Raw genomic sequence first — 19,999 nt, 5'->3', positions numbered from 1 at the left:
TTCTTTTTATTGGCCGGTCAGGATTTTCAGATCTGAAACTGCTATCAAATAAGACAACTGCGCGGCATACATATCGGCCTCAGATTTTGCTAAGAAAGACTTTGTATTGAGCAAATCAGTTTTTACGTTAAGGCCGGCAGCCTGCTTGTTTTCTTGTATTTTTAGCTCCTCCTTTTGGTAGGAAACGACCTTTTGCGCAACGCTGATGAGCGTCTGTGTCTGATTAATTTTCCTATAAGCCTTTTCAATATCATTATTTACCTGTTGCCGGGTATTAAGAATATTCTCTTCAGATTGCTTTAGCTGAAACTGTTTCTGTTTTACAATCTTTTTGTTTGAGAAAAGATCCTGCAGGTTCCATTTCAGATTCACACCTATATATGGGTTGTTGGCAGGTACTATAGCGCTTCCGAATACATAAGAATAGCCGCCAACCAAACCTATATCCGGTATATTACCTTGCCTGGCTGCTTTTATTCCCAATAAAGCTTTAGATTTGTTCAGGTTAGCTATTTGCAAGTCGGCGTTTGAACCAGATGCCACGTTCTTGTACACGTCTAACCCATCTACCTGTTCAACAGTCGGCTCAACCTCTGCAAGCTTTAATGAACCCGCATTTACACCGGTTACATTAACCAAATCACCCATATAATCCTGAATCTGTATATTTATCTTCAGGACGTTTTGTTCTTCGTCGGCGATATTTGCCTGCAATCCTATTTTATCTGCACTGGTTGTTTTACCGGCTATTAAAGCATTTTCAACATCTGTATATTTTGATTTAGCCAGGGCCAGCTTTGCCTCTGCTTCATCCAGTTGCTTTTGTAAAATCAACGTTCCGTAATAAAGCTTTACTGTTGCCTGCTTTATTTGCAGCGATGTTTTGAATCTTTCCTTTTCGGTTAATATCTCGTCCGTTTTATCTACTTTCAGTAAAGTGCTGATTTTGGACTGCTGGCTAATGGGTTGATAAACCGATAATCCGGCGCCATAATTATTGTGTTTACCTACTGTAAAAGTTTCGTCGGTGTTAGGATTTGATTCCAGCGTGCCTTTAGGAATCGTGATTTCTCCCAAATTGAAAACATGTTGATAGTTACCATTCAAGGTAGGTGTGGGATACCTCTTGATTACATCTTCTTTAGTTTTTTCTTGCTTTTCTTTAATTTCCCACTGCTGTATTGCTAATACGTGATTATTCTTTAACGCGGAATCTTGTAATTGTTCCAATGTATAAGATTCTCTATTTTGAGCATGCAACGAAGTACTGCGGCATAAGAAAATTAATAACGGCAGTAAAAGGCATTTTATAATTTTTTTCATTTTGCGGTTGGCTTTAATTTTTTTCTAAATTGATTGGTTTCGGCTTTATCCAGGCAATGTATAGCACAGGGACACTGATTAGTGCCATAACCATGCTCCATACCACGCCAAATGCCAGTACACTTGCAAGAGGCGCCCACATTGCAGATCCTGATATAATCATGGGCAACACACCAATCGCCGCTGCCATAGCAGTAAGGAAGATGGGCCTTAAGCGCCTTTTCCCTGATTCTATAGCGGCTGCTTTTAAATCAAGTCCATGTTTCATCAGTTCATGGGTATGGTCTACCAGGATGATTGCATTTCGTACTACAATTCCCGAAAGTGCTATCAAACCAATAAAAGATGTGAAGCTGAAGTAGTTTCCGGTGATATAGAGGCCCATGATTGCGCCAAACAAACTTAGCGGTATCGTAAGCATCACTATCGCCGCCTCTTTAAGGTCGCGGAACTGGAAAAGAAGGATAAAAAATATCAGCACAAGGCTCACCAGCAATGCGGCAACTAATTGACCTAATGCTTCTTTTTTGTTAAAATCTTCGCCGCCATAATCGATGCGGTATCCGTTGGGCAGTTGTAGTTTAGCTATTTCGGGCTGTATAGCGGCCAATAATTCTGACGGAAGAACATCCTGTGTTGTTTCGCTTTGCACGGTAAGCGTCCTTACACCGTTGCGGTGCATAATGCGGCCGGTTTGCCAACGAGGTGTCAAATCTGCAATTTGTCTTAGCGGAACATCGGCGCCGGTAACAGGAGATCTCAAATAAATATTCCGGAGATCATCAGTGGTCTGCCTGTTTTTTTCATCCAATCTAAATACAATATTTACCGGGTTATTGCCTTCATACATAGTAGAAATAGCGGCGCCGCTAAATCCGGTGTACACTGATTGTGAAATACCGGTAGTAGTATAGCCCAGGCGGCTGGCTTCTTCTTTTAATTTTATCCCTATTCCATAATAATCTTCTGCAAAGTCGCTTCTCACAAAACGACTGCCTTTCGCTTTTTTTATGATATCACTTACTTGTGTTGCAATAGATTTCAAATGATCGATATCCTCACCGATAATTCTAACCTCTACCGGTGCTTTGAGCGATGAACCCTGTTGCATCAATTTAACATAGGTTGTGCCCTCTGGTATTAATTTATCCACTTTGCCGCTTAATTCCTCGGCGAGTTCGTCGGTAGACTTTTCTGTGGTGGTGTTAATAAGTATCTGTGCATAATTATTTGTTGGGAATTCCGGGGAGAAATTATAATAGAACCTTGGAGAGGCAGTACCCGAAAATGTTGCATAAGACACTATTCTTTTGTCGTTTTTCAACAATGCTTCCACCCTTAAAATGGCCTCATGGGTCTTTTCTATTTTTGTGCCGGTAGGCATCCATAATTCTACAACAAACTGGCTCCTTTCTGCCGCCGGGAAAAATTGTTGCCTTATTCCCTTTGAAAACAGTAACAATGCAAATGCAATAGGCACTAAACTGCTCAGGATAGTTATCCTTGGATGATTGACACACCAATCTAAAAGCTTGTTGTACCCATTCTGCATTAAGTCCAGCAATGATTTTCTTTCTTTCTTTTTGGTTGTTTCTTTTGTGTCACCTTCGGGTGTATCGGTTTTCTGGTGCAACCCTTTTTTGATAAAGGTGTAACAAAGTATAGGGGTTAATACCATTGCTACGAAAAATGATGAGGCAAGGGCGACGGCCACTGTTATAGGCAATGCGAAAATGAATTCACCCACAGTGCCCCTTAACAAAATCATTGGCATAAATGAAGCAATGATCGTCACTGTTGCTGCAAGTACCGGTACTATCAAATCATTGGCGCTTCTCCATGCTGCGGTCGCCCTGTCTACACCTTCATCCAGCAGTTCAACATAATTATCGGCAATTACTATGGCGTCATCCACTACCATTCCTAAAACAAGGATTAGCGCGGCCAGGGAAACCTGGTGCAATTCGATTCCTAACGCATGCATTACCGCAAACGTTACTGCAACAGTCATAGGGATTGCCATAGCCGCAACAGTAGCTATACGTAAGGGGAGAAGCAATACAACCACGACGATTACTGATACGATAGCCAAAAAGAATTCCCGGATGAAATGCGATATATTTTCGTCAACCACCTGGGGCTGATTAACAACAGTGCTGATTTTGATATTGGATGGAATTACTTTTCTGGCTTCTTCAATTTTGCCGGTTACTTCTTTACCAAATTTCACGATGTTATTGCCTTCCTGCATCTGAACCGAAAGAATCACAGCTTTGTTGCCATTAACGGCAATGATATTATCCGGGTCAGCATAATCCCTGGTTAAGGTGGCTACATCTCCCAGCTTTGCTACAGAACCCGACTGGGATGTGCCAACTATCTGATTGGCGAGGTCTTTTTCGGTATTATAGTAGCCATTTGTATAAAGCGGCGTTTTGTTGCTGCTTGTTTTAACCTCTCCGGTCGGATTAATGCTGTTTTGAGATTGGAGGAGCTGAACAACCTGTTGGGCGTTAACTCCATATTGTGACATTTTCTCTGAGTTAGATGACACTACAATTTCCTCTTGCTGTTCGCCTATCCGCTTTATTTTTGACGCAGCGGGTATAGTGCGCAGATAATCTTCCAATCTTTGGGCATAATGTTTTAATTCTTCGTAGCTGGCACTCTTGCTTTCCAACCCGATTACAAGGGCTTCAGTGTCGCCAAAATCCGAGTTTACAATAGGCCCTTTAACACCTGCCGGTAAGTCAATTTGCTTTGATACTAAAAGCTGGTGGCGAAGTTTACTCCAAAATATGTCGGGTTGTTTTACATTCTCGGTGAGCTCAACGTTTACTACCACCACGCCATCCTTTGTAGTTGAATATGTTTTTGATTTATCTACCTCTTCATATTGAAAAAGATATTGTTCCAGTTTTTTTGTAACCTGGTCTTCCACCTGTGCGGAGTTAGCTCCAGGGAAAAATGCAATGACTAAGCCCTGGCGGATGGTAATTTTAGGATCTTCCCTGCGTGGCATATTCAAAAGGGAATTTACACCAACCGCAAAAAGCAATAGCAATACCGACAATGTGACGTGCTTATACTTGAGCGATGCTTTTATAATATTCATTTCAGTTTTATTTATTGGTTATAAAAATTGATGAACCGTCAGACAATCTTTTCTGGCCGCTGGTAACCACCACTTCGCCGTCAATAAGCCCCGAGATAATTTCAATTTTGTTATCAAACATATCACCCAGGCTGATTCTGCGCTTAAATACCTTATCCCGTGTTTTATCCAACACAAAAACGTAACTCTGATTTGATAAATCCTGTTGAATGCATTCGGCCGGTAATAAAATCACCTGCTTTTTTTCTGTGGTAGCAATCTTTGCCTCGGCAATCATTCCCGGCCGGACGAGCGATCCTGGGTTATCCAATTCAATCTTAATGGTGAAAGCCCTGGATGTAGCATCGGCTGCTGAGCCAACTTCAATTACTTTTCCGGTGAATACCTTTTCGAGCGAGGAAATATCAATCTTGCTGATTTGCCCAATCTTTACTTCATGCAGTTCCGCCTCCGGAACATAGGCCAATACCTTTACCTTTTTGATATCTGCTATAACAAACAAGGGTATGCCGACACCGACGATCTCGCCTATTTCTGCTTGTTTTTTGAGCAATACGCCGCTGATTGGCGAATACAACCTCGTATCCGACAGATTCTTTTGTTGTAATCGTTGCTGAAGTTTTGCCTGCTGTACGTTGAAGCCTGTTTTGGAAAAGTCACTTTCACTGAGGCTACCTCTGTCATGCAATATCTTTAGGCGGTTAAACTCGTCAGTTGCGGTACTAACCTGTACGTCAGCTGTACCCTTGGCAATAGAATAATTAGTTGGATCCAGGCTGGCAATCAATTGCCCTTTAGTAATGTTTTCCCCTTCTTTACTTGAAATATAGTTGATTTTGCCACCCACCATAAAACCAAGTCTCACGGTGGTGTTACCTTCTATATTCCCGCTTACAGACACTTCTTTAGCAATGGTATCAGTATGAACCACTTCCGTTTTTACAGCGGTACTTAAAGGCGTGTTATCGGTGGCGTGTTTGTCTTTGGTTTTACAACTTAAAAGTAAAAACAGGGGCACAACAGCCGGGAAAATCAATGTTGGTATAAGTTTTTTGTTTCGTCTCATGTTACTGTATTTTATTATTCTGTGAAAAATTGTTCTTGTATTTGTATGTTGTTTATATCGAAAAAAATTAGCAGGCTTTTTACTTTCTCAATAAATTCTGCATTGCCCGAAAGAATGAAATCCATGCGTGGCATTGTGTTTGCGTTCAAGACCGCTTCAATCTCCTCATTTGGAAGTACAGTGACATCTTCAATTTCTTTTGAGATGTAGCTTACATACAGTTGGGTGAGAAAACGTCGCTCAAGTATTTGCAGTTCTTTTTGGAATATGTGTTGCTTGTTTACAGAGAAATAGAGTAATGAGACTTGCTGACAATTCAGGTCAGTCAATTTGAACTTTATGGCCGGAAAGACGGATGCAATACCAAGGTCATCTGTTATAAATATATAATGGATCCCCATTTCTTCAATCTCCTTTTGCAACAACAAAAATTTATAATGCAAAGGAAGACAAGAAGGGTGAGGCTGTTTTTAAGATATCTTAAAAAATGAAAAGTGTATGCAAATTAATTGTACGGACCCTTAATATGCTTCAAATGCGCGAGTGAGACGGATAAAGCACGACTAAATACCCGGATGAGTGGAATAACTAAATAAGATAAAAAATAAGCGCGAATGGAGAAAACGGAAGAACACCACGACAGGATGGCGTTAGAATTTTTTAAAGGATATGTTATTGCTCAATAACATTTTGAAATGCAACGGCATCCTGAATTTTTACAAGTGCCGTTTATGAAAAATCATTTCTGAGCCCTTATGACACTTAGGGTTTGTTGGGTAATCCCTAAATACGAAGCGATATGCCCAAGTGGCACCCTCAGCAAAATATTTGAATAATTATCCATCATCGACTTATAGCGTTGTTCTGCAGTTTGAAATTGCAACGAAAAAAGTTTGTCCGAAAATCGTTTTAAAGTCTCGATCGATACCATAAAAGCGAACCTTTTGAATGCGTCGATATTGTTAAATAAATCATCAAATTCCTTAAAACGTATAGTCCTTAATGTAGTGTCTTCAAGAACCTCCCTTCCATAAGGGTCTGTTTTGTTAAAGTAAATACTCTCTAACGACATTGTAAAAGCATTTTCATCAAAGAAGAAATGTGTGATATCTTTCCCGTCCTTGTTATAAAACGTCCGCACCATTCCCTTCTCAATAAAATGAACTTTTTGCGATCGGTTACCAGGGTCTGCCAATATAGTCCCTTTAGGATAAAACTCCCGCTTGAAAGCGGCATCAATTACACTACTTTCTTCTGCACTAAGCTTTATTTTAGTACTAATATATTGGGTCAATTCCATATCGTCCTTAAATGGACATAATTTAACTAATTAAAAGACAAATTTACCATTTGAGTATAAGTTTATTAATGTATGTATCAAAAAAACATTAATCCGCTGAACGGATGGGGGACTTGAATATAAACCGGGATTAGACGTATCAATTCAAAACAGCTGGAGGCTAACGCGAATACGCTGCATAAAGGGCTGTTACAGGCATCGCACTGTTATTGCAAAGCCTGTCCGCCACAGGCAGTCTCTGAAAAGAGTAAAAAAAGTGGATGACTGGAAAACCCCGGAAACGCCGGAAAGACCGTGGGCTGCCAGCCAGCTCAATCATATTAATATAAGGTTGCTCTCGAACCTTCAAGAGATCCTAAAAGCGGACAAAATCAATTTGTTTTTTATAATTACCAGGAGACATACCGGTCATCTTTTTAAATATTTTGGAAAAATAAAATATGTTTTCGAATCCGGTCTGAACTGCTATTTCCGCATAAGTCATCTGAGTGGTAACCATCAGGTATTGAGCTCGTTCAATCCTTTTTTCATGGATGTATTTTAGGGGTCTTTCGCCGGTGTAATGTTGAAACAGGCGAGAGAAATAATCAGTATGCTGATTCGCTCTTTCGGCCAGGCCGGTTACAGACAATTCCTCGTGCAGGTTCAATTGGATATAGCTGATCGCATTAAGGATTTTAACCGGTATGTGACTAACTTCTTTATGTTTAAATATCTCCGGTGTTAAAAAACGGGAGACCAGTTGTAAAAGAATGCCATGGGTTTCTGTGAAAGTAGCCATATTTTGCTGGTTATTAAGTTCCTGGTACTCTTTGTAAAAGATATTTTTTTCGTATATCCTGGGATTGTCAGAACGGTTAATGCCCCTCCCCGGATTAATTTCCAGCAAACGCACAAAATTCAAAATGTCAACTTTTGTTGCTTTTACCTTAAAGACAGACCGGTTGTTGACAAATAAGGAGATCCCATCAGATGACTCTTCAAAAAACTGGATAAAATACTGGCTCAGGTGATTTTGGCAAATAAGGTTGCACAAAGTGAAACTTGGTATCATATATAAAAAACCTGGCTCAAGGTTCAGCGTTGTCGAAATATCTGAAATTTCACCGGCACCGGCATCAATATAATAAAGTCTGAAATATGGACTGATCACGTTTTTGTAATTCCATTTAGGGCCAAGGTTCACATGATCTACATTCAATAGTGTATAGGTATGTTTTAGTGCTCTTTTAATCATAATGTGCAGTAAATAAGCTTTTTTTAAACTGTTGTTTCACCTGTGCGGGTATCTTTAAATATGTTTACTGGCCTAAATCCCAAAGATGCTTTGTGCTATCAATAGCGCAATATTAAGCAAAATGTCGGTTTTGTATAAAAAAAAGTCCCATTAGGCCATCTATTTGATAGTAATTTCAAAGTAAGTTTGATCTTTCAATCAGATGGCAGCTATAAAAGCTGCTCATCAGCCAATTATTATGATGCACCAAAGAATATTGACTCACCGCTCTGGGTTATAGATAACCGCCCGGTATTGAAGAAATATTGAAGAATTACCAAACCCAATTATGAACAGAAGAACACTAATAAAAGGTTTAGCCACAGGGGTATCTTCCTTATACCTGTCAAAACTTTACGCTAACAATTTGTTGCAAACACATGCAAATCCGGACATTGCCACCGGGCCGTTTCAACCAACATGGGATTCATTGGCCGGGTATCAGGTTCCGGAATGGTTTCGCGATGCCAAATTTGGGATGTGGGCGCACTGGGGGCCACAATGCCAGCCGGAACATGGCGATTGGTACGCCCGCGGCATGTACCAGGAAGGTAGCGATCATTATAAATACCACGTTCAAAAATATGGACACCCTTCAAAATTTGGTTTTAAGGATGTGATTAATGATTGGAAGGCCGAGAACTGGGATCCCAGCGAATTGGTGGGCTTGTACAAAAGTGCAGGTGCCCAATATTTTATGGCATTGGCCAATCACCATGATAATTTTGACCTTTACGACAGCAAATACCAAAGCTGGAACGCTACCAAAATTGGCCCCAAAAAAGACCTGATTGGCGGTTGGGCCAAGGCTGCAAAAGAACACAGCCTGCCATTTGGCGTAACCGTACATGCATCGCATCCCTGGACATGGTACGAGGTTGCCCAACGCGCCGATAAAACCGGCCCGTATGCAGGCATACCTTATGATGGTAAGCTTACCAAAGCAGATGGGGCAGGTAAATGGTGGAATGGCTATGATCCGCAGGAGTTATATGCCCAAAACCACGCCTTAAGTAAGGATAGCCTTGACGACAACAGCATGGGAGCCCATTGGGCCTGGGGCAATGGCGCAAGCGTACCTGATAAAGCCTACTGTGATAAATTTTTGAAACGCACTATTGAACTTATAGACAAATACGGCCCCGAACTCATTTATTTTGATGACAATGTGCTGCCACTTTGGCCCGTAAGCGATGTGGGCTTAAAAATTGCCGCCCACATGTACAATACAAGTATTAAAAAACATGGCAAACTGCAGGCCGCACTGTTTGGCAAAGTATTGAATGAACAACAGCGTAAATGCATGATATGGGATATAGAACGCGGGCAAAGCAACCAGATAGAGCCTTTTCCGTGGCAAACGGATACCTGTATTGGCGGCTGGCACTATGACCGGCGCATATTTAATGATAAAGGCTACAAAAGCGCCAAAACAGTGGTGCATACACTGGTTGATATTGTAAGCAAAAACGGCAACCTGCTGTTAAACATCCCGGTGCGTGGTGATGGTACTATTGACAGCGAAGAACGCGCCGTAGTTGAAAACATAGGAGCGTGGATGAAGGTTAACGGCGAGGCTATTTACGGCACCCGGCCCTGGAAGGTATTTGGCGAAGGCCCGGCTATGGAGTCTGCGGCACCCATCAGCGAGCAGGGATTTAACGAGGGCAAAGGGAAGCCTTTTGTAGCCGAAGATATCCGGTTTACCACAAAAGGTAAAACGCTTTACGCTACCATGCTGGGATGGCCAACAGGCAACGAAGCCCTGATTAAAAAATTAGCAGGTAACGAGGCCGGTAAGGTAAGCCAGGTAAGCCTGCTTGGAAACGGTAATTTGAGTTTTGAGCAAACCTCGGCAGGGCTGAAAGTAAAGTTGCCTGAGCAAGCTCCGGGTAAAGATGCGTTTGTTTTAAAAATTGAGGGGGTTATTTAATCTGTATTATGAAATTGAAACCCTGTTACGTTTTAGGGGCTGTTATTTTACTGGCTGCACCGTCTTTTGCTCAAACATTTAAGCTGGTATCGCCAGATAAAAAAACGATTGTGGAGGTAAACAATAATAGCCGGTTGCAATATACGGTTACCAGTAATGGTTTAACAATAGTTCATCCTTCATCGCTTGGTTTCGAGTTTAAGGATGAAGCGGCTATGGGCAACGATATGAGCATTACTGATCATGCCGAGCATTCCATTAACCAAACCTGGATACCGGTGGTAAAAACAAAGCACCAGAGTATAGCTGATCATTATAATGAATTGGTACTGTCGCTGGCCGAGAAATCGGGGCAAATGCGCAAGATGAATATTTACTTTAGGGCTTATGATGATGGCATTGCTTTTCGTTATCAGTTATTTGGGGCGGATAAGATTGGCGACCGGCAGATAGTAAAGGAGCTTACTGGCTTTAGTTTACCAGCAAATGCAAAGGCCTGGGTGGCCGATTATGGCAGCTACACCTCCTCGCAGGAAACCGAGTTTTGGCCACAAACCCTTAACCACATCTCGGCAAAAACAATCGCCGGCTTACCCTTCCTGGTAGAATTAGATCAGCAGCATTACGCGGCTATTACCGAAGCTAATATTGATAACTATCCGGGATTTTACATAGGAGCGCTAAAAACTGATACAGGTGCAACTGATAAAATTGACCTGGTTACCAAATTGTCGCCTTTGCCCGGTGAAGGGGAGGGCGGGGTTAAGGCCCGGTTTACCAATAATATGTTTACACCCTGGCGTGTAGTTATGCTGGCTGGTTCGCCGGGCAAATTAATTGAATCGGAGTTGATCCAGAACCTGAACCCTCCTTGCGCACTAAAAGATGCCAGCTGGGTTAAACCGGGAGTGAGCGCCTGGGATAACTGGTGGAGTGGCGATGTGAAAATGGATATGCCATCCATCAAAAAATATATCGATCTGGCATCGGCACAACACTGGCCTTACATGCTTATCGACTGGCAATGGTATGGCGCATTTAACAAGCCCGAGGCTGATATTACCAAACCGGCATCGCAATTGAATATGCCGGAGATTTTAGCCTATGCTAAAGCAAAAAAGGTTAAGTGCTGGCTTTGGTTATACAGTTCGGATGTAAACCGGAACGACAATTTTGAAAAGGCATTTCCAATTTACGAAAAATGGGGTATCGCGGGGATTAAAATTGATTTTATGGACCGGGACGATCAGCAAATGGTAAACTGGTACCGTCGTATTATTGAAACAGCCGCAAAATATCATTTAATGGTTGATTTTCATGGCGCTTTTAAACCGGATGGCATCATACGTACCTATCCTAACATGATTACACGGGAAGGGGTTTTAGGCGAAGAATATTCTAAGTTTTCAACCCGGATAACAGCCGGTCATAATACCACCTTACCATTTACCCGTATGCTGGCCGGACAAATGGACTACACGCCCGGCGGATTTTTAAATGTAAAAAAGGGGGAGTTTAAACAAGGCAACCCTACCCAGGTAATGAACAGCCGCTGCGCCGAACTGGCAAAGTTTGTTATTTACGAAAGTCCGTTTACTGTTTACTGCGATGCACCGGAGCATATTTTAGGTAAGCCAGGAGCCGATTTTTTAAGCAATATGCCTACCGTTTGGGACGATACCAGGGTACTGGGCGGATACCCGGGCGAATACATCATCATTGCCAAAAGAAGCGGAAAGAACTGGTACGTTGGCGCAATGACCAACGACACTGAAAGAACGATACAATTGAAAATGGATTTTTTACCACCAGGTAAATACATATTGTCGTCATGGGCTGATGTATTATCCTCGCCTCAAAGTTTAACCAGGTCTAAAAAAGGGGTTTCGGCAAGCTCCGTTATTAACATCCATTTGGACACTGCCGGAGGATGGGTAGCGAAGATTACGGCCAACGATTAAGTATGGCTTTATTACTAAACGAAAATATTATATCCGATCATGACAAAGAATAAAACTCTTTTCCCTTTTATATTGATTACCAGCTTGTTTTTTTTATGGGGCTTTGCGCATAACCTTGACCCCATATTAATTCCACACCTTAAAAAATCATTTACCCTGACAACCGTTCAGGCTACCCTGGTGGACTCTGCCGTGTTTATTGCCTATTTTTTGATGGCTTTGCCGGCCGGCTTTATTATGAAAAAATATGGTTACAAAACAGGCATTATAACGGGCCTGCTTATTTTTGCGTTTGGCTCTTATTTGTTTATACCGGCCGCCAATACGCAGCAGTACGCGTTTTTCCTGGTAGCCTTGTTTATCATTGCCTGCGGACTCACCATTTTAGAAACAGCCGCCAATCCGTATGCCTCCTCTTTAGGTGACCCAGCTACCTCTACCCAAAGGCTTAACTTTGCACAGTCATTTAACGGGTTGGCTACAACGCTGGCACCTTTAATTGGCGGGCGTATTATACTTACTAAAGGTTATACCGCGGCACAATTAAGCGTAATGACAGAGCAGGGGCGCAAACTGGCACTTGCTGCCGAAGCCTCTTCGGTGAAAATACCCTACTTTATATTGGGTAGCGTACTGGTTATCGTCGCCATCCTTTTTGCATTTACACACTTGCCCAAAATTCAAAAGCATGACGGGCATACTGCCAGTAAAAATATTTTTCACGCCCTGAAGCACCGCCATTTAGCCTGGGGCGTTGCGGCGCAGTTTTTTTATGTGGGCGCGCAGGTTTGTGTATTCAGTTTGTTTATCCTGTATGCTCCAAAGGCAGCCGGCGTTACCGAAAAAGAGGCGACGTACTATTTGGCTATATGCGGCGCTGCGTTTACCATCGGCAGATTTGTCGGCACGTTTTTAATGCGGTATTACAGTTCTGCACGTTTGCTGGCAATTTATGCGGGCATCAATATCTTACTCTGCGTTGTCGCCATTTTAGCTCATGGTATGGTAACGGTTTACACGGTTGTCGGTATCTTTTTTTTTATGTCTATCATGTTCCCAACCATTTTTGCGCTGAGTATAAAAGATTTAAAGGCTGATACAGAATTTGGCAGCAGCCTCATCATTATGTCAATAGTAGGCGGCGCCATTTTGCCAAGGTTGTTTGGTTATATCAGCGATGCCACAGGTAATATCCAATATGGCTATGTGGTTCCATTGATTTGTTTTATAGTGGTTGCCCTTTTTGGATTTAAAGGCTATCGGGTAAAAGTGAAGGCAGAAGATTTACCGGTTTCGGCTATTCTTTAAAATAACCATTTTAACATGCAAGAAATCAATTTACCTAAAGTGATTTTCGGAACCAGCGGGTTAGGAAATTTATATGTAGCCCTTTCAGATGAAGCTAAATTAGCCATTGTTGAACAGAGTGTAAACTGTTCGCAAAAACCGGCCGTGTTTGATTCTGCCGGTAAATACGGTGCCGGTTTGGCATTGGAATCCTTAGGGAGATCTTTAAAGCAATTGAATGTAAGCCCTTCAGACGTGCTGATCAGCAATAAGCTGGGCTGGCTGCGCACTGAGCTGAAAACCGCCGAACCTACTTTTGAGCCAGGCGTATGGCGAGACCTGAAGTATGATGCCGTGCAAAAAATAAGCTACGAAGGCATCCTGGAATGCTATGAGCAGGGTAATGAGCTGCTGGGCGATTATCGTGCCGAACTGATATCGGTACATGACCCGGATGAATACCTCGCCGCGGCAAAGAATGAGGTAGATCAAACACGGCGTTACCACGATATATTGGAGGCTTACCGGGCTTTGCATGAACTAAAGGAACAAGGCAAAGTAAAAGCAATCGGCGTAGGATCAAAGGACTGGAGGATTATTAAAAGGATAACCGAGGATGTCAGGCTGGACTGGGTAATGATTGCTAACAGTATGACGATTCACAGTCATCCACAGGAACTGGTGGAGTTTATGGAGGAACTTGAAAAACAAGAAATTGCAATTATAAACTCTGCCGTTTTTAACGGGGGCTTTTTAACCGGGTCGGCGTACTATAACTATCAGTTGAAAGACCCGGTAGTTGATCAAAGCTTATATGACTGGCGGGCACAGTTTTATCAGTTGTGCAAAGATTATCATATTAAACCCGTAGATGCCTGCGTGATTTTCGGATTAAGGGCGCCAGGTGTCAAAAGCATAGCATTAAATACCACAAATGCCGAAAGAGTGGCACTTAATGTTGCGGTGGCTTCTTTAAAGATTCCTGCGGCATTCTGGAATGAAATGAAAGAACGAGGATTGATTGATAAGGCGTTCGCTTCTGCCTATTTGTAAAAAGTAAATAAAACCATGAAAAGATATTGTTTAGCCCTTGATTTAAAGGACGACCCGCAACTGATAGCCGAATACGAGCATTGGCATAAAGCTGAAAATGGCTGGCCCGAAATACGAAAAAGTATCCTGGATGCAGAAATCAAAGATATGCAGATATATCGTACAGGAAACCGTTTATTCATGATCATGGAAACCAGCGATCAGTATGTAGCCGAAAAAAAGGCGGCGATGGATGCCGTTAATCTTAAAGTACAGGATTGGGAACAATTAATGTGGAAATTTCAGCAACCTTTGCCCTGGGCAAAAGAAGGGGAGAAGTGGGTAATGATGGAACAGATTTTTCAGCTTTAAAATAAAGAATATGCAAATAATAGTTTGTGAAGAGCCGGGAAAAATGGCACTCGGCCATAGCGAAAAGCCGGCAATTAAAGAAGGCTACGCCCAGATCAGGATCAGGAGGATAGGTATCTGTGGTACCGATCTGCATGCCTTTGAAGGGACACAGCCCTATTTTAATTACCCCCGCATTCTGGGACATGAGCTTTCAGGAGAACTGGTCGAGCCAAATGGTGCGCCAGGTTTTAAAAAAGGCGATATCGTTACATTCATCCCTTACTTTAATTGCGGTGTATGTATTGCCTGTAGATCGGGAAAGCCTAATTGCTGTGCCAAGATTAATGTTTGCGGTGTTCATGTGGACGGAGGAATGGCCGAATACCTGAATGTACCAACGTATTCATTGGTACATGGTGATGGTTTAAGCTATGATGAACTGGCATTGGTAGAACCATTAGCCATAGGAGCCCACGGGATCAGGCGGGCGGATGTAAAGCCCGGCGAATATGTATTGGTGATAGGAGCCGGGCCAATAGGCCTCGGAATAATGGAGTTTGCCCGCATTGCAGGGGCCAAAGTAATTGCCATGGACCTGAACACGAAAAGACTTGAATTTTGCCGGGACAGGCTTAAGATAGATCATATTATTAACGTATCTACCGAAGATGTATTGGAACAACTTGCCACAATAACAAAAGGAGATATGCCAACAGTGGTGATAGACGCCACCGGCAGCTTGAAAGCAATTAATAGCGGATTTCAATATATGGCGCATGGAGCCCGGTATGTACTGGTTGGTTTGCAAAAAGGAGATATTAGTGTGAGTCACCCGGAATTTCACAAGCGCGAAGCCACTTTAATGAGCAGTCGGAACGCTACACGGGAAGATTTTGAGCATGTCATTACATCGATGAAAAAAGGCCTGGTGCAACCGTCTAATTACATTACCCATCGTGTACAATTTGACAAGGTGCCGGATGAGTTTGAAAGCTGGCTCGATCCGGCTAACGGAGTAATCAAGGCGATGGTAGAGGTATAGGGGCTCCCGTTTTTTTAAATCCTTATCAATAGGGGTAAGGACAGGGACATAGCGTTTAAAATTAAATTAAAACTTACACCATAGCGATGGGTTTGAAACCCTGGATGTTCGAAAGGTTTTTTCCGGGGCTACTGTGTGTCCTCATTTTTATATATCCAAAACTGTTGCGTTCGCAACAGGTGAAACAGTGGAAAGAAGCATCTATCTATTAATCAATAAATTATGAATTGTCATAAAATCAAAAACGCAACAAAAACGCAACAGCAGACGAAATAGAGCGGTTATCAAAAGGCAAAAATTGGAGGTTCCAAACCAAGTGATTCCTTTATTTAACCGCAACTTTCCTCGTTCCCAAATTAAGGGATCGCGCATTCACCTGTCCTTTTTATTTCTTTCGAACACTCCAGGTTTCAAACCTATCGCTATTTGCCAATATGTTATACCAAACAGTTTCATTTAATAGCTTTTTCTGGCATTTGACACTTTGAATAATTTAAATGCGATTTCCCTGGGGGTAAGGATCGTCATAGTTACCGTTCAAAAAACAATTTTGAAATTTATCCGCCAACTCATAGCGAAAATTGAGCGTTCCGGTAAGTAAGGATACCAGTAATTTCAAACTCCCCGCGACACTTACAACTATCTGGAATAGTTTAGTGTAATTTATCAATATGTAATTGTCTTATTTATAGATTATTGTACGGGTTTGTACATATGGTCTACCTTTTTGTTCATTCCTACCCCCTCCTTTTTTTCAGGTAACCATAGCTTCAACCCATGGAATATCACTTCAATGCGGTGCGTTTGAAATGCCGGTTTTGAACAATATTCCACCAATTACCAGTTAAACCAGCATCTATTTATTTTTTGACTTAGCGAAAAACTGAGGTCCATTTTAATTTTTATTGATATGGTAAAAAACTTACTAAAAAACGGTGATAAGCTTTTTTCTACTGAATTCTTGCAATCGATTGCGAGCCTAAAAACATTAACTAATTTCTTTATACCACAAAAGTTGTTCCCGTTATCGCCGATAAGATGGGAAGCGCACTCCAATGCACCCCCGGCTTATAACGGTATAACGTTCGGGGCTTAATCTCCTGTACCAAAGTATTCTAAACCTTTAATAATCAGCCAATTTGTTTCACTTAAATTAAAAATTCATGAAAAGAAAACTATTTACACAACTCCTGATTTTTGTCGGGATAACCTTATCAGCTATCATGATAAGTTTACCGGGCTTTTCGCAAACGGGGAAAATTACCGGCAAAGTGTCGGATAAGGATGATGGATTGCCCGTGCCCGGCGTATCTGTTAAAGTAAAAGGAAAGCCCGAAGTTACGGGTACAAATTCGGAAGGCGTCTATTCCATAAATGCTGCCGCAGGCAGTACGCTGGTATTCTCTTTTGTTGGTTACGAACAAAAAGAAATTGTTGTTCCTGCATCAGGTGTACTCAATTTGATTTTATCAAAAAGTACGAATAACCTGAACGAAGTAGTAGTAATAGGATATGGAACCTCCCGCAAAAAAGACCTGGTAGGTGCTGTTAATGTGGTAAATGCGAAAGATGCCGGCGCCAATACATCACTAAGCCCTGCACAACTGATAATAGGAAAGGCCCCGGGCGTTCAGGTAGTGCCGACAAATGGTGTGCCGGGTTCAACTGCGAAAATTATTGTACGTGGTGTAGGTTCTTTCACCGATGTTAGCCCGTTGTACGTTATTGATGGCATACAGGGTAATGAAGGCTTGTTCAATAGCATTAGCCCACAAGATATTGAGAATATTACCATATTAAAAGACGCAGCTTCTACAGCAATATATGGTGTTGCCGGTGCTAACGGTGTTGTAATCATTACAACAAAAAAAGGTAAAGCTGGCACCACCCAAATAGCGTTTACCTCGCAGGTAGGTTTTGCAACCATACCTAAAAAGCTTGATCTGCTGAAAGCCGCAGATTATGTAAAGCTCCTTAAAGATATTGATGTTACCAACAATAACCCGACACCGGTAAAACTTACCACTCCATATGCTTTGGTTGACAGAAACGACTGGCAAAACCAGATTTTTAAAACAGCTTTATCAACACAAAATGATATAAGTGTAAGCGGCGGAAGTGATAAGGTTATATATAATATGTCGGCAGGATACGTAACACAGCAAGCCACAGTTAAGAATTATCAATTAAAAAGGTTTAATAACCGGTTTACATTAGAGGAAAAATTAGGCCGTTTTCGCTTTGGGCAAACCTTAAATTTGAGGTATACCAGAACGGAGGGAATTATAGCAGGCATAGGTAACGCGCTTCAATATGCGCCTTATCAACCCATTTATGATTCTTCAATTCGGGGCGGTTACTCCATCCTTACCAATGTAGATGATGACAGCAATGCAGTAAATCCATTAGAGGACTTAGGCGTAAAAACGCAAAGCGGCCATGAACTGATATTATTTCCGCAAGTATTTGGAGAAGTAAAAATTATAAATGGTTTAACCTTCAGGTCACAAGCGTCATTACAATATGGCAGCAGTGTGAGCGATTCTTATAATATACCCTACGTAACCGCCAATAAACTGGCTTTTGACCGGCAAGCGGGCCGTAGTTTTAACGACTACTCCAGTTACACCATAGAAAATTATTTTTCCTATAACCATACCTTTGGTAAACACAATATTTCGCTAACAGCAGGTACAAGTTACAAAGACGCGGGCAGCAGTAGCTTTGTTAATCTAACAGGTACCGGTATGCTGACCGATGAAGTAAGGGACATATCCGTAGCCACAAAAATTACCCCCGCCAGTTCTTCAGGTTATGCCAATGGAGCTGGCATAGAACAATCTTACTATGGACGTTTGATTTATTCTTACGACGATAAGTACATTCTTTCAGCCAGTTTAAGGCGCGACGGGTCTTCCAATTTTCCCAAGGCAAGCCGTTACGGCAATTTTCCGGGCGCGGGCTTAGCATGGCGCTTCAGTCAGGAAGATTTCATAAAAGCAGCCCTCCCGTTCATCAGCGATGGTAAACTTCGCGTAGGATGGGGACGTACCGGTAACAACCGGATCTCGCTTACCGCCAGTGATGTGTATACCTTTAATGGATCGACTGCGGGAAACCTGGCGTATTCTTTTGGTAGGAATGAACAATTTGTTAGCGGCACAACGCTTACTACCATCGGAAACGGATTATTACACTGGGAAACAACAGACCAAACAGATGCGGGGATCGATCTGGGTTTTCTCAACAACAGAATAACTTTTAATGCCGATTATTACAACAGAAAAAGCAGTGGGTTATTAGTTAATATACCCGTACCCCCAAGTTTAGGTATAGGGATAAATACAGGCGGCAGTTCCCAGACTGTTAACGCGGCGGATGCACAAAATAAAGGTTTTGAATTTCAGTTAGGTTACCATTCTGAGGTTAAAAGTGATTTTAGCTATAACATAAGTGTTAACGGTGCTTTTAATAATAATAAAACAATATCGTTAGGCACCCAATCGCCGACTCCAATTGTGGGCGGGACAGGTGTTGCAGAAACATTGACCCAGCCGGGTAGCCCTATCGGGGCATATTATGGTTATAAGGTTGATCATGTAGCCAAAGACCAGGCCGAAATTGATGCATTAAATGCAAAAGCACAGCAGAAGGCCGGCAACCAGACTGCGGTTTACCAGAGTGGATTAAAACCCGGCGACTTTATATTTAAGGATCTGACAGGGGATGGAACCGTCGATTCAAAAGACCAGCAGGTTTTGGGGAGCGCAATTCCAAAGTTTATGTATGGAATTAATATAGGTGCTAATTACCATAATTTCGATCTTAATGTAGTGTTGTCAGGTGTGCAGGGCGTGCAAATTGGAAATGATCTGAGGTCCAGTTTGGAGTTCGCAGGAACAGGGCATAACGCCTCTACCGCCATATTAAACAGGTGGGAAAAGCCTGGAGACAATGCCGCTCTGCCACGGGCTGGACAGAATGACAATGGATCCGGAAATTTAAGGCCATCGGATTTCTTTATAGACAACGGCGCCTATTTACGTGCCCGTAACATCACCCTGGGTTATACTTTTAGTAAAGCCTCTTTGCGATCGTTTTCGGGTAATGTTTTAAGTAAACTGCGCGTATATATTGCTGCGGAAAATTTATTTACTATAACTGGCTATAAAGGGTATGACCCCGAAATAGGCTCAGACGGGGGCGATCTTATTTTTAACCGCAATATAGATCGCGGACAGGTTCCACAGCCGCGTACAATTTTATTCGGGATACAAGCAGGATTTTAAGTAACATTTTGAAAGATATAA

Annotated in this window: 13 protein-coding genes; 7 read left to right on the top strand and 6 right to left on the bottom strand. The window is 42.1% G+C overall.

The window, feature by feature from the left end; all coding sequences use genetic code 11:
* Window positions 1-6: 6 nt before the first annotated feature.
* From AC1RM2_RS32160 to AC1RM2_RS32135, 6 genes are all read right to left on the bottom strand, one after another.
* Window positions 7-1,230, bottom strand: coding sequence for a TolC family protein (locus tag AC1RM2_RS32160; RefSeq protein ID WP_492989221.1), 1,224 nt, complete (start codon window positions 1,228-1,230; stop codon window positions 7-9).
* A 106-nt stretch (window positions 1,231-1,336) separates the two neighbouring features.
* Window positions 1,337-4,438, bottom strand: coding sequence for an efflux RND transporter permease subunit (locus AC1RM2_RS32155; protein ID WP_492989220.1), 3,102 nt, complete (start codon window positions 4,436-4,438; stop codon window positions 1,337-1,339).
* A gap of 7 nt (window positions 4,439-4,445) precedes the next feature.
* Window positions 4,446-5,504, bottom strand: a complete 1,059-nt coding sequence (locus tag AC1RM2_RS32150) for an efflux RND transporter periplasmic adaptor subunit (protein WP_492989219.1) — start codon at window positions 5,502-5,504, stop codon at window positions 4,446-4,448.
* Between the two features lie 14 nt (window positions 5,505-5,518).
* Entirely contained in the window at window positions 5,519-5,926 is a 408-nt protein-coding gene (locus AC1RM2_RS32145; RefSeq protein ID WP_492989218.1) for a hypothetical protein, read from the bottom strand.
* Between the two features lie 317 nt (window positions 5,927-6,243).
* A complete protein-coding gene (locus AC1RM2_RS32140) occupies window positions 6,244-6,804 on the bottom strand; it encodes a Crp/Fnr family transcriptional regulator (RefSeq protein WP_492989217.1) in 561 nt (186 codons plus the stop codon).
* Window positions 6,805-7,159: 355 nt separating this feature from the next.
* On the bottom strand, window positions 7,160-8,041 hold the full coding sequence (locus AC1RM2_RS32135; RefSeq protein ID WP_492989216.1) for a helix-turn-helix domain-containing protein: 882 nt from the start codon (window positions 8,039-8,041) through the stop codon (window positions 7,160-7,162).
* A gap of 328 nt (window positions 8,042-8,369) precedes the next feature.
* Here AC1RM2_RS32135 and AC1RM2_RS32130 point away from each other — a divergent pair, with 328 nt between their 5' ends.
* The 7 genes from AC1RM2_RS32130 to AC1RM2_RS32100 all read left to right on the top strand — a co-directional run bounded on the left by AC1RM2_RS32130 (window position 8,370) and on the right by AC1RM2_RS32100 (window position 19,978).
* Window positions 8,370-10,013, top strand: coding sequence for an alpha-L-fucosidase (locus AC1RM2_RS32130; protein ID WP_492989215.1), 1,644 nt, complete (start codon window positions 8,370-8,372; stop codon window positions 10,011-10,013).
* Between the two features lie 8 nt (window positions 10,014-10,021).
* Window positions 10,022-11,974 carry a glycoside hydrolase family 97 protein gene (locus tag AC1RM2_RS32125; RefSeq protein WP_492989214.1) on the top strand — a complete coding sequence of 651 codons (1,953 nt, stop codon included), beginning with the start codon at window positions 10,022-10,024 and terminating at the stop codon, window positions 11,972-11,974.
* A gap of 39 nt (window positions 11,975-12,013) precedes the next feature.
* Window positions 12,014-13,282, top strand: coding sequence for an L-fucose:H+ symporter permease (gene fucP, locus AC1RM2_RS32120; RefSeq protein WP_492989213.1), 1,269 nt, complete (start codon window positions 12,014-12,016; stop codon window positions 13,280-13,282).
* A 15-nt stretch (window positions 13,283-13,297) separates the two neighbouring features.
* On the top strand, window positions 13,298-14,314 hold the full coding sequence (locus AC1RM2_RS32115) for an aldo/keto reductase (RefSeq protein WP_492989212.1): 1,017 nt from the start codon (window positions 13,298-13,300) through the stop codon (window positions 14,312-14,314).
* 15 nt (window positions 14,315-14,329) lie between these two features.
* Window positions 14,330-14,665 carry an L-rhamnose mutarotase gene (locus AC1RM2_RS32110; RefSeq protein ID WP_492989211.1) on the top strand — a complete coding sequence of 112 codons (336 nt, stop codon included), beginning with the start codon at window positions 14,330-14,332 and terminating at the stop codon, window positions 14,663-14,665.
* Between the two features lie 10 nt (window positions 14,666-14,675).
* On the top strand, window positions 14,676-15,689 hold the full coding sequence (locus AC1RM2_RS32105) for a zinc-binding alcohol dehydrogenase family protein (protein WP_492989210.1): 1,014 nt from the start codon (window positions 14,676-14,678) through the stop codon (window positions 15,687-15,689).
* A 1,163-nt stretch (window positions 15,690-16,852) separates the two neighbouring features.
* Entirely contained in the window at window positions 16,853-19,978 is a 3,126-nt protein-coding gene (locus tag AC1RM2_RS32100; RefSeq protein WP_492989209.1) for a SusC/RagA family TonB-linked outer membrane protein, read from the top strand.
* Window positions 19,979-19,999 lie beyond the last annotated feature (21 nt).

This window comes from Mucilaginibacter sp. GW822-FHT03E02 (assembly GCF_058801545.1).
The sequence above is the reverse complement of the archived record's forward strand: the minus strand, read 5'-3'. Positions and strand labels throughout refer to the sequence as shown.

Bases quoted from the DNA above. Each gene is read 5' to 3' on its own strand.
- AC1RM2_RS32150 (WP_492989219.1), bottom strand. From the start codon at position 5,504: ATGAGACGAAACAAAAAACTTATACCAACATTGATTTTCCCGGCTGTT.
- fucP (WP_492989213.1), top strand. From the start codon at position 12,014: ATGACAAAGAATAAAACTCTTTTCCCTTTTATATTGATTACCAGCTTG.
- AC1RM2_RS32135 (WP_492989216.1), bottom strand. From the start codon at position 8,041: ATGATTAAAAGAGCACTAAAACATACCTATACACTATTGAATGTAGAT.
- AC1RM2_RS32110 (WP_492989211.1), top strand. From the start codon at position 14,330: ATGAAAAGATATTGTTTAGCCCTTGATTTAAAGGACGACCCGCAACTG.
- AC1RM2_RS32130 (WP_492989215.1), top strand. From the start codon at position 8,370: ATGAACAGAAGAACACTAATAAAAGGTTTAGCCACAGGGGTATCTTCC.
- AC1RM2_RS32125 (WP_492989214.1), top strand. From the start codon at position 10,022: ATGAAATTGAAACCCTGTTACGTTTTAGGGGCTGTTATTTTACTGGCT.
- AC1RM2_RS32155 (WP_492989220.1), bottom strand. From the start codon at position 4,438: ATGAATATTATAAAAGCATCGCTCAAGTATAAGCACGTCACATTGTCG.
- AC1RM2_RS32100 (WP_492989209.1), top strand. From the start codon at position 16,853: ATGAAAAGAAAACTATTTACACAACTCCTGATTTTTGTCGGGATAACC.
- AC1RM2_RS32140 (WP_492989217.1), bottom strand. From the start codon at position 6,804: ATGGAATTGACCCAATATATTAGTACTAAAATAAAGCTTAGTGCAGAA.
- AC1RM2_RS32105 (WP_492989210.1), top strand. From the start codon at position 14,676: ATGCAAATAATAGTTTGTGAAGAGCCGGGAAAAATGGCACTCGGCCAT.
- AC1RM2_RS32115 (WP_492989212.1), top strand. From the start codon at position 13,298: ATGCAAGAAATCAATTTACCTAAAGTGATTTTCGGAACCAGCGGGTTA.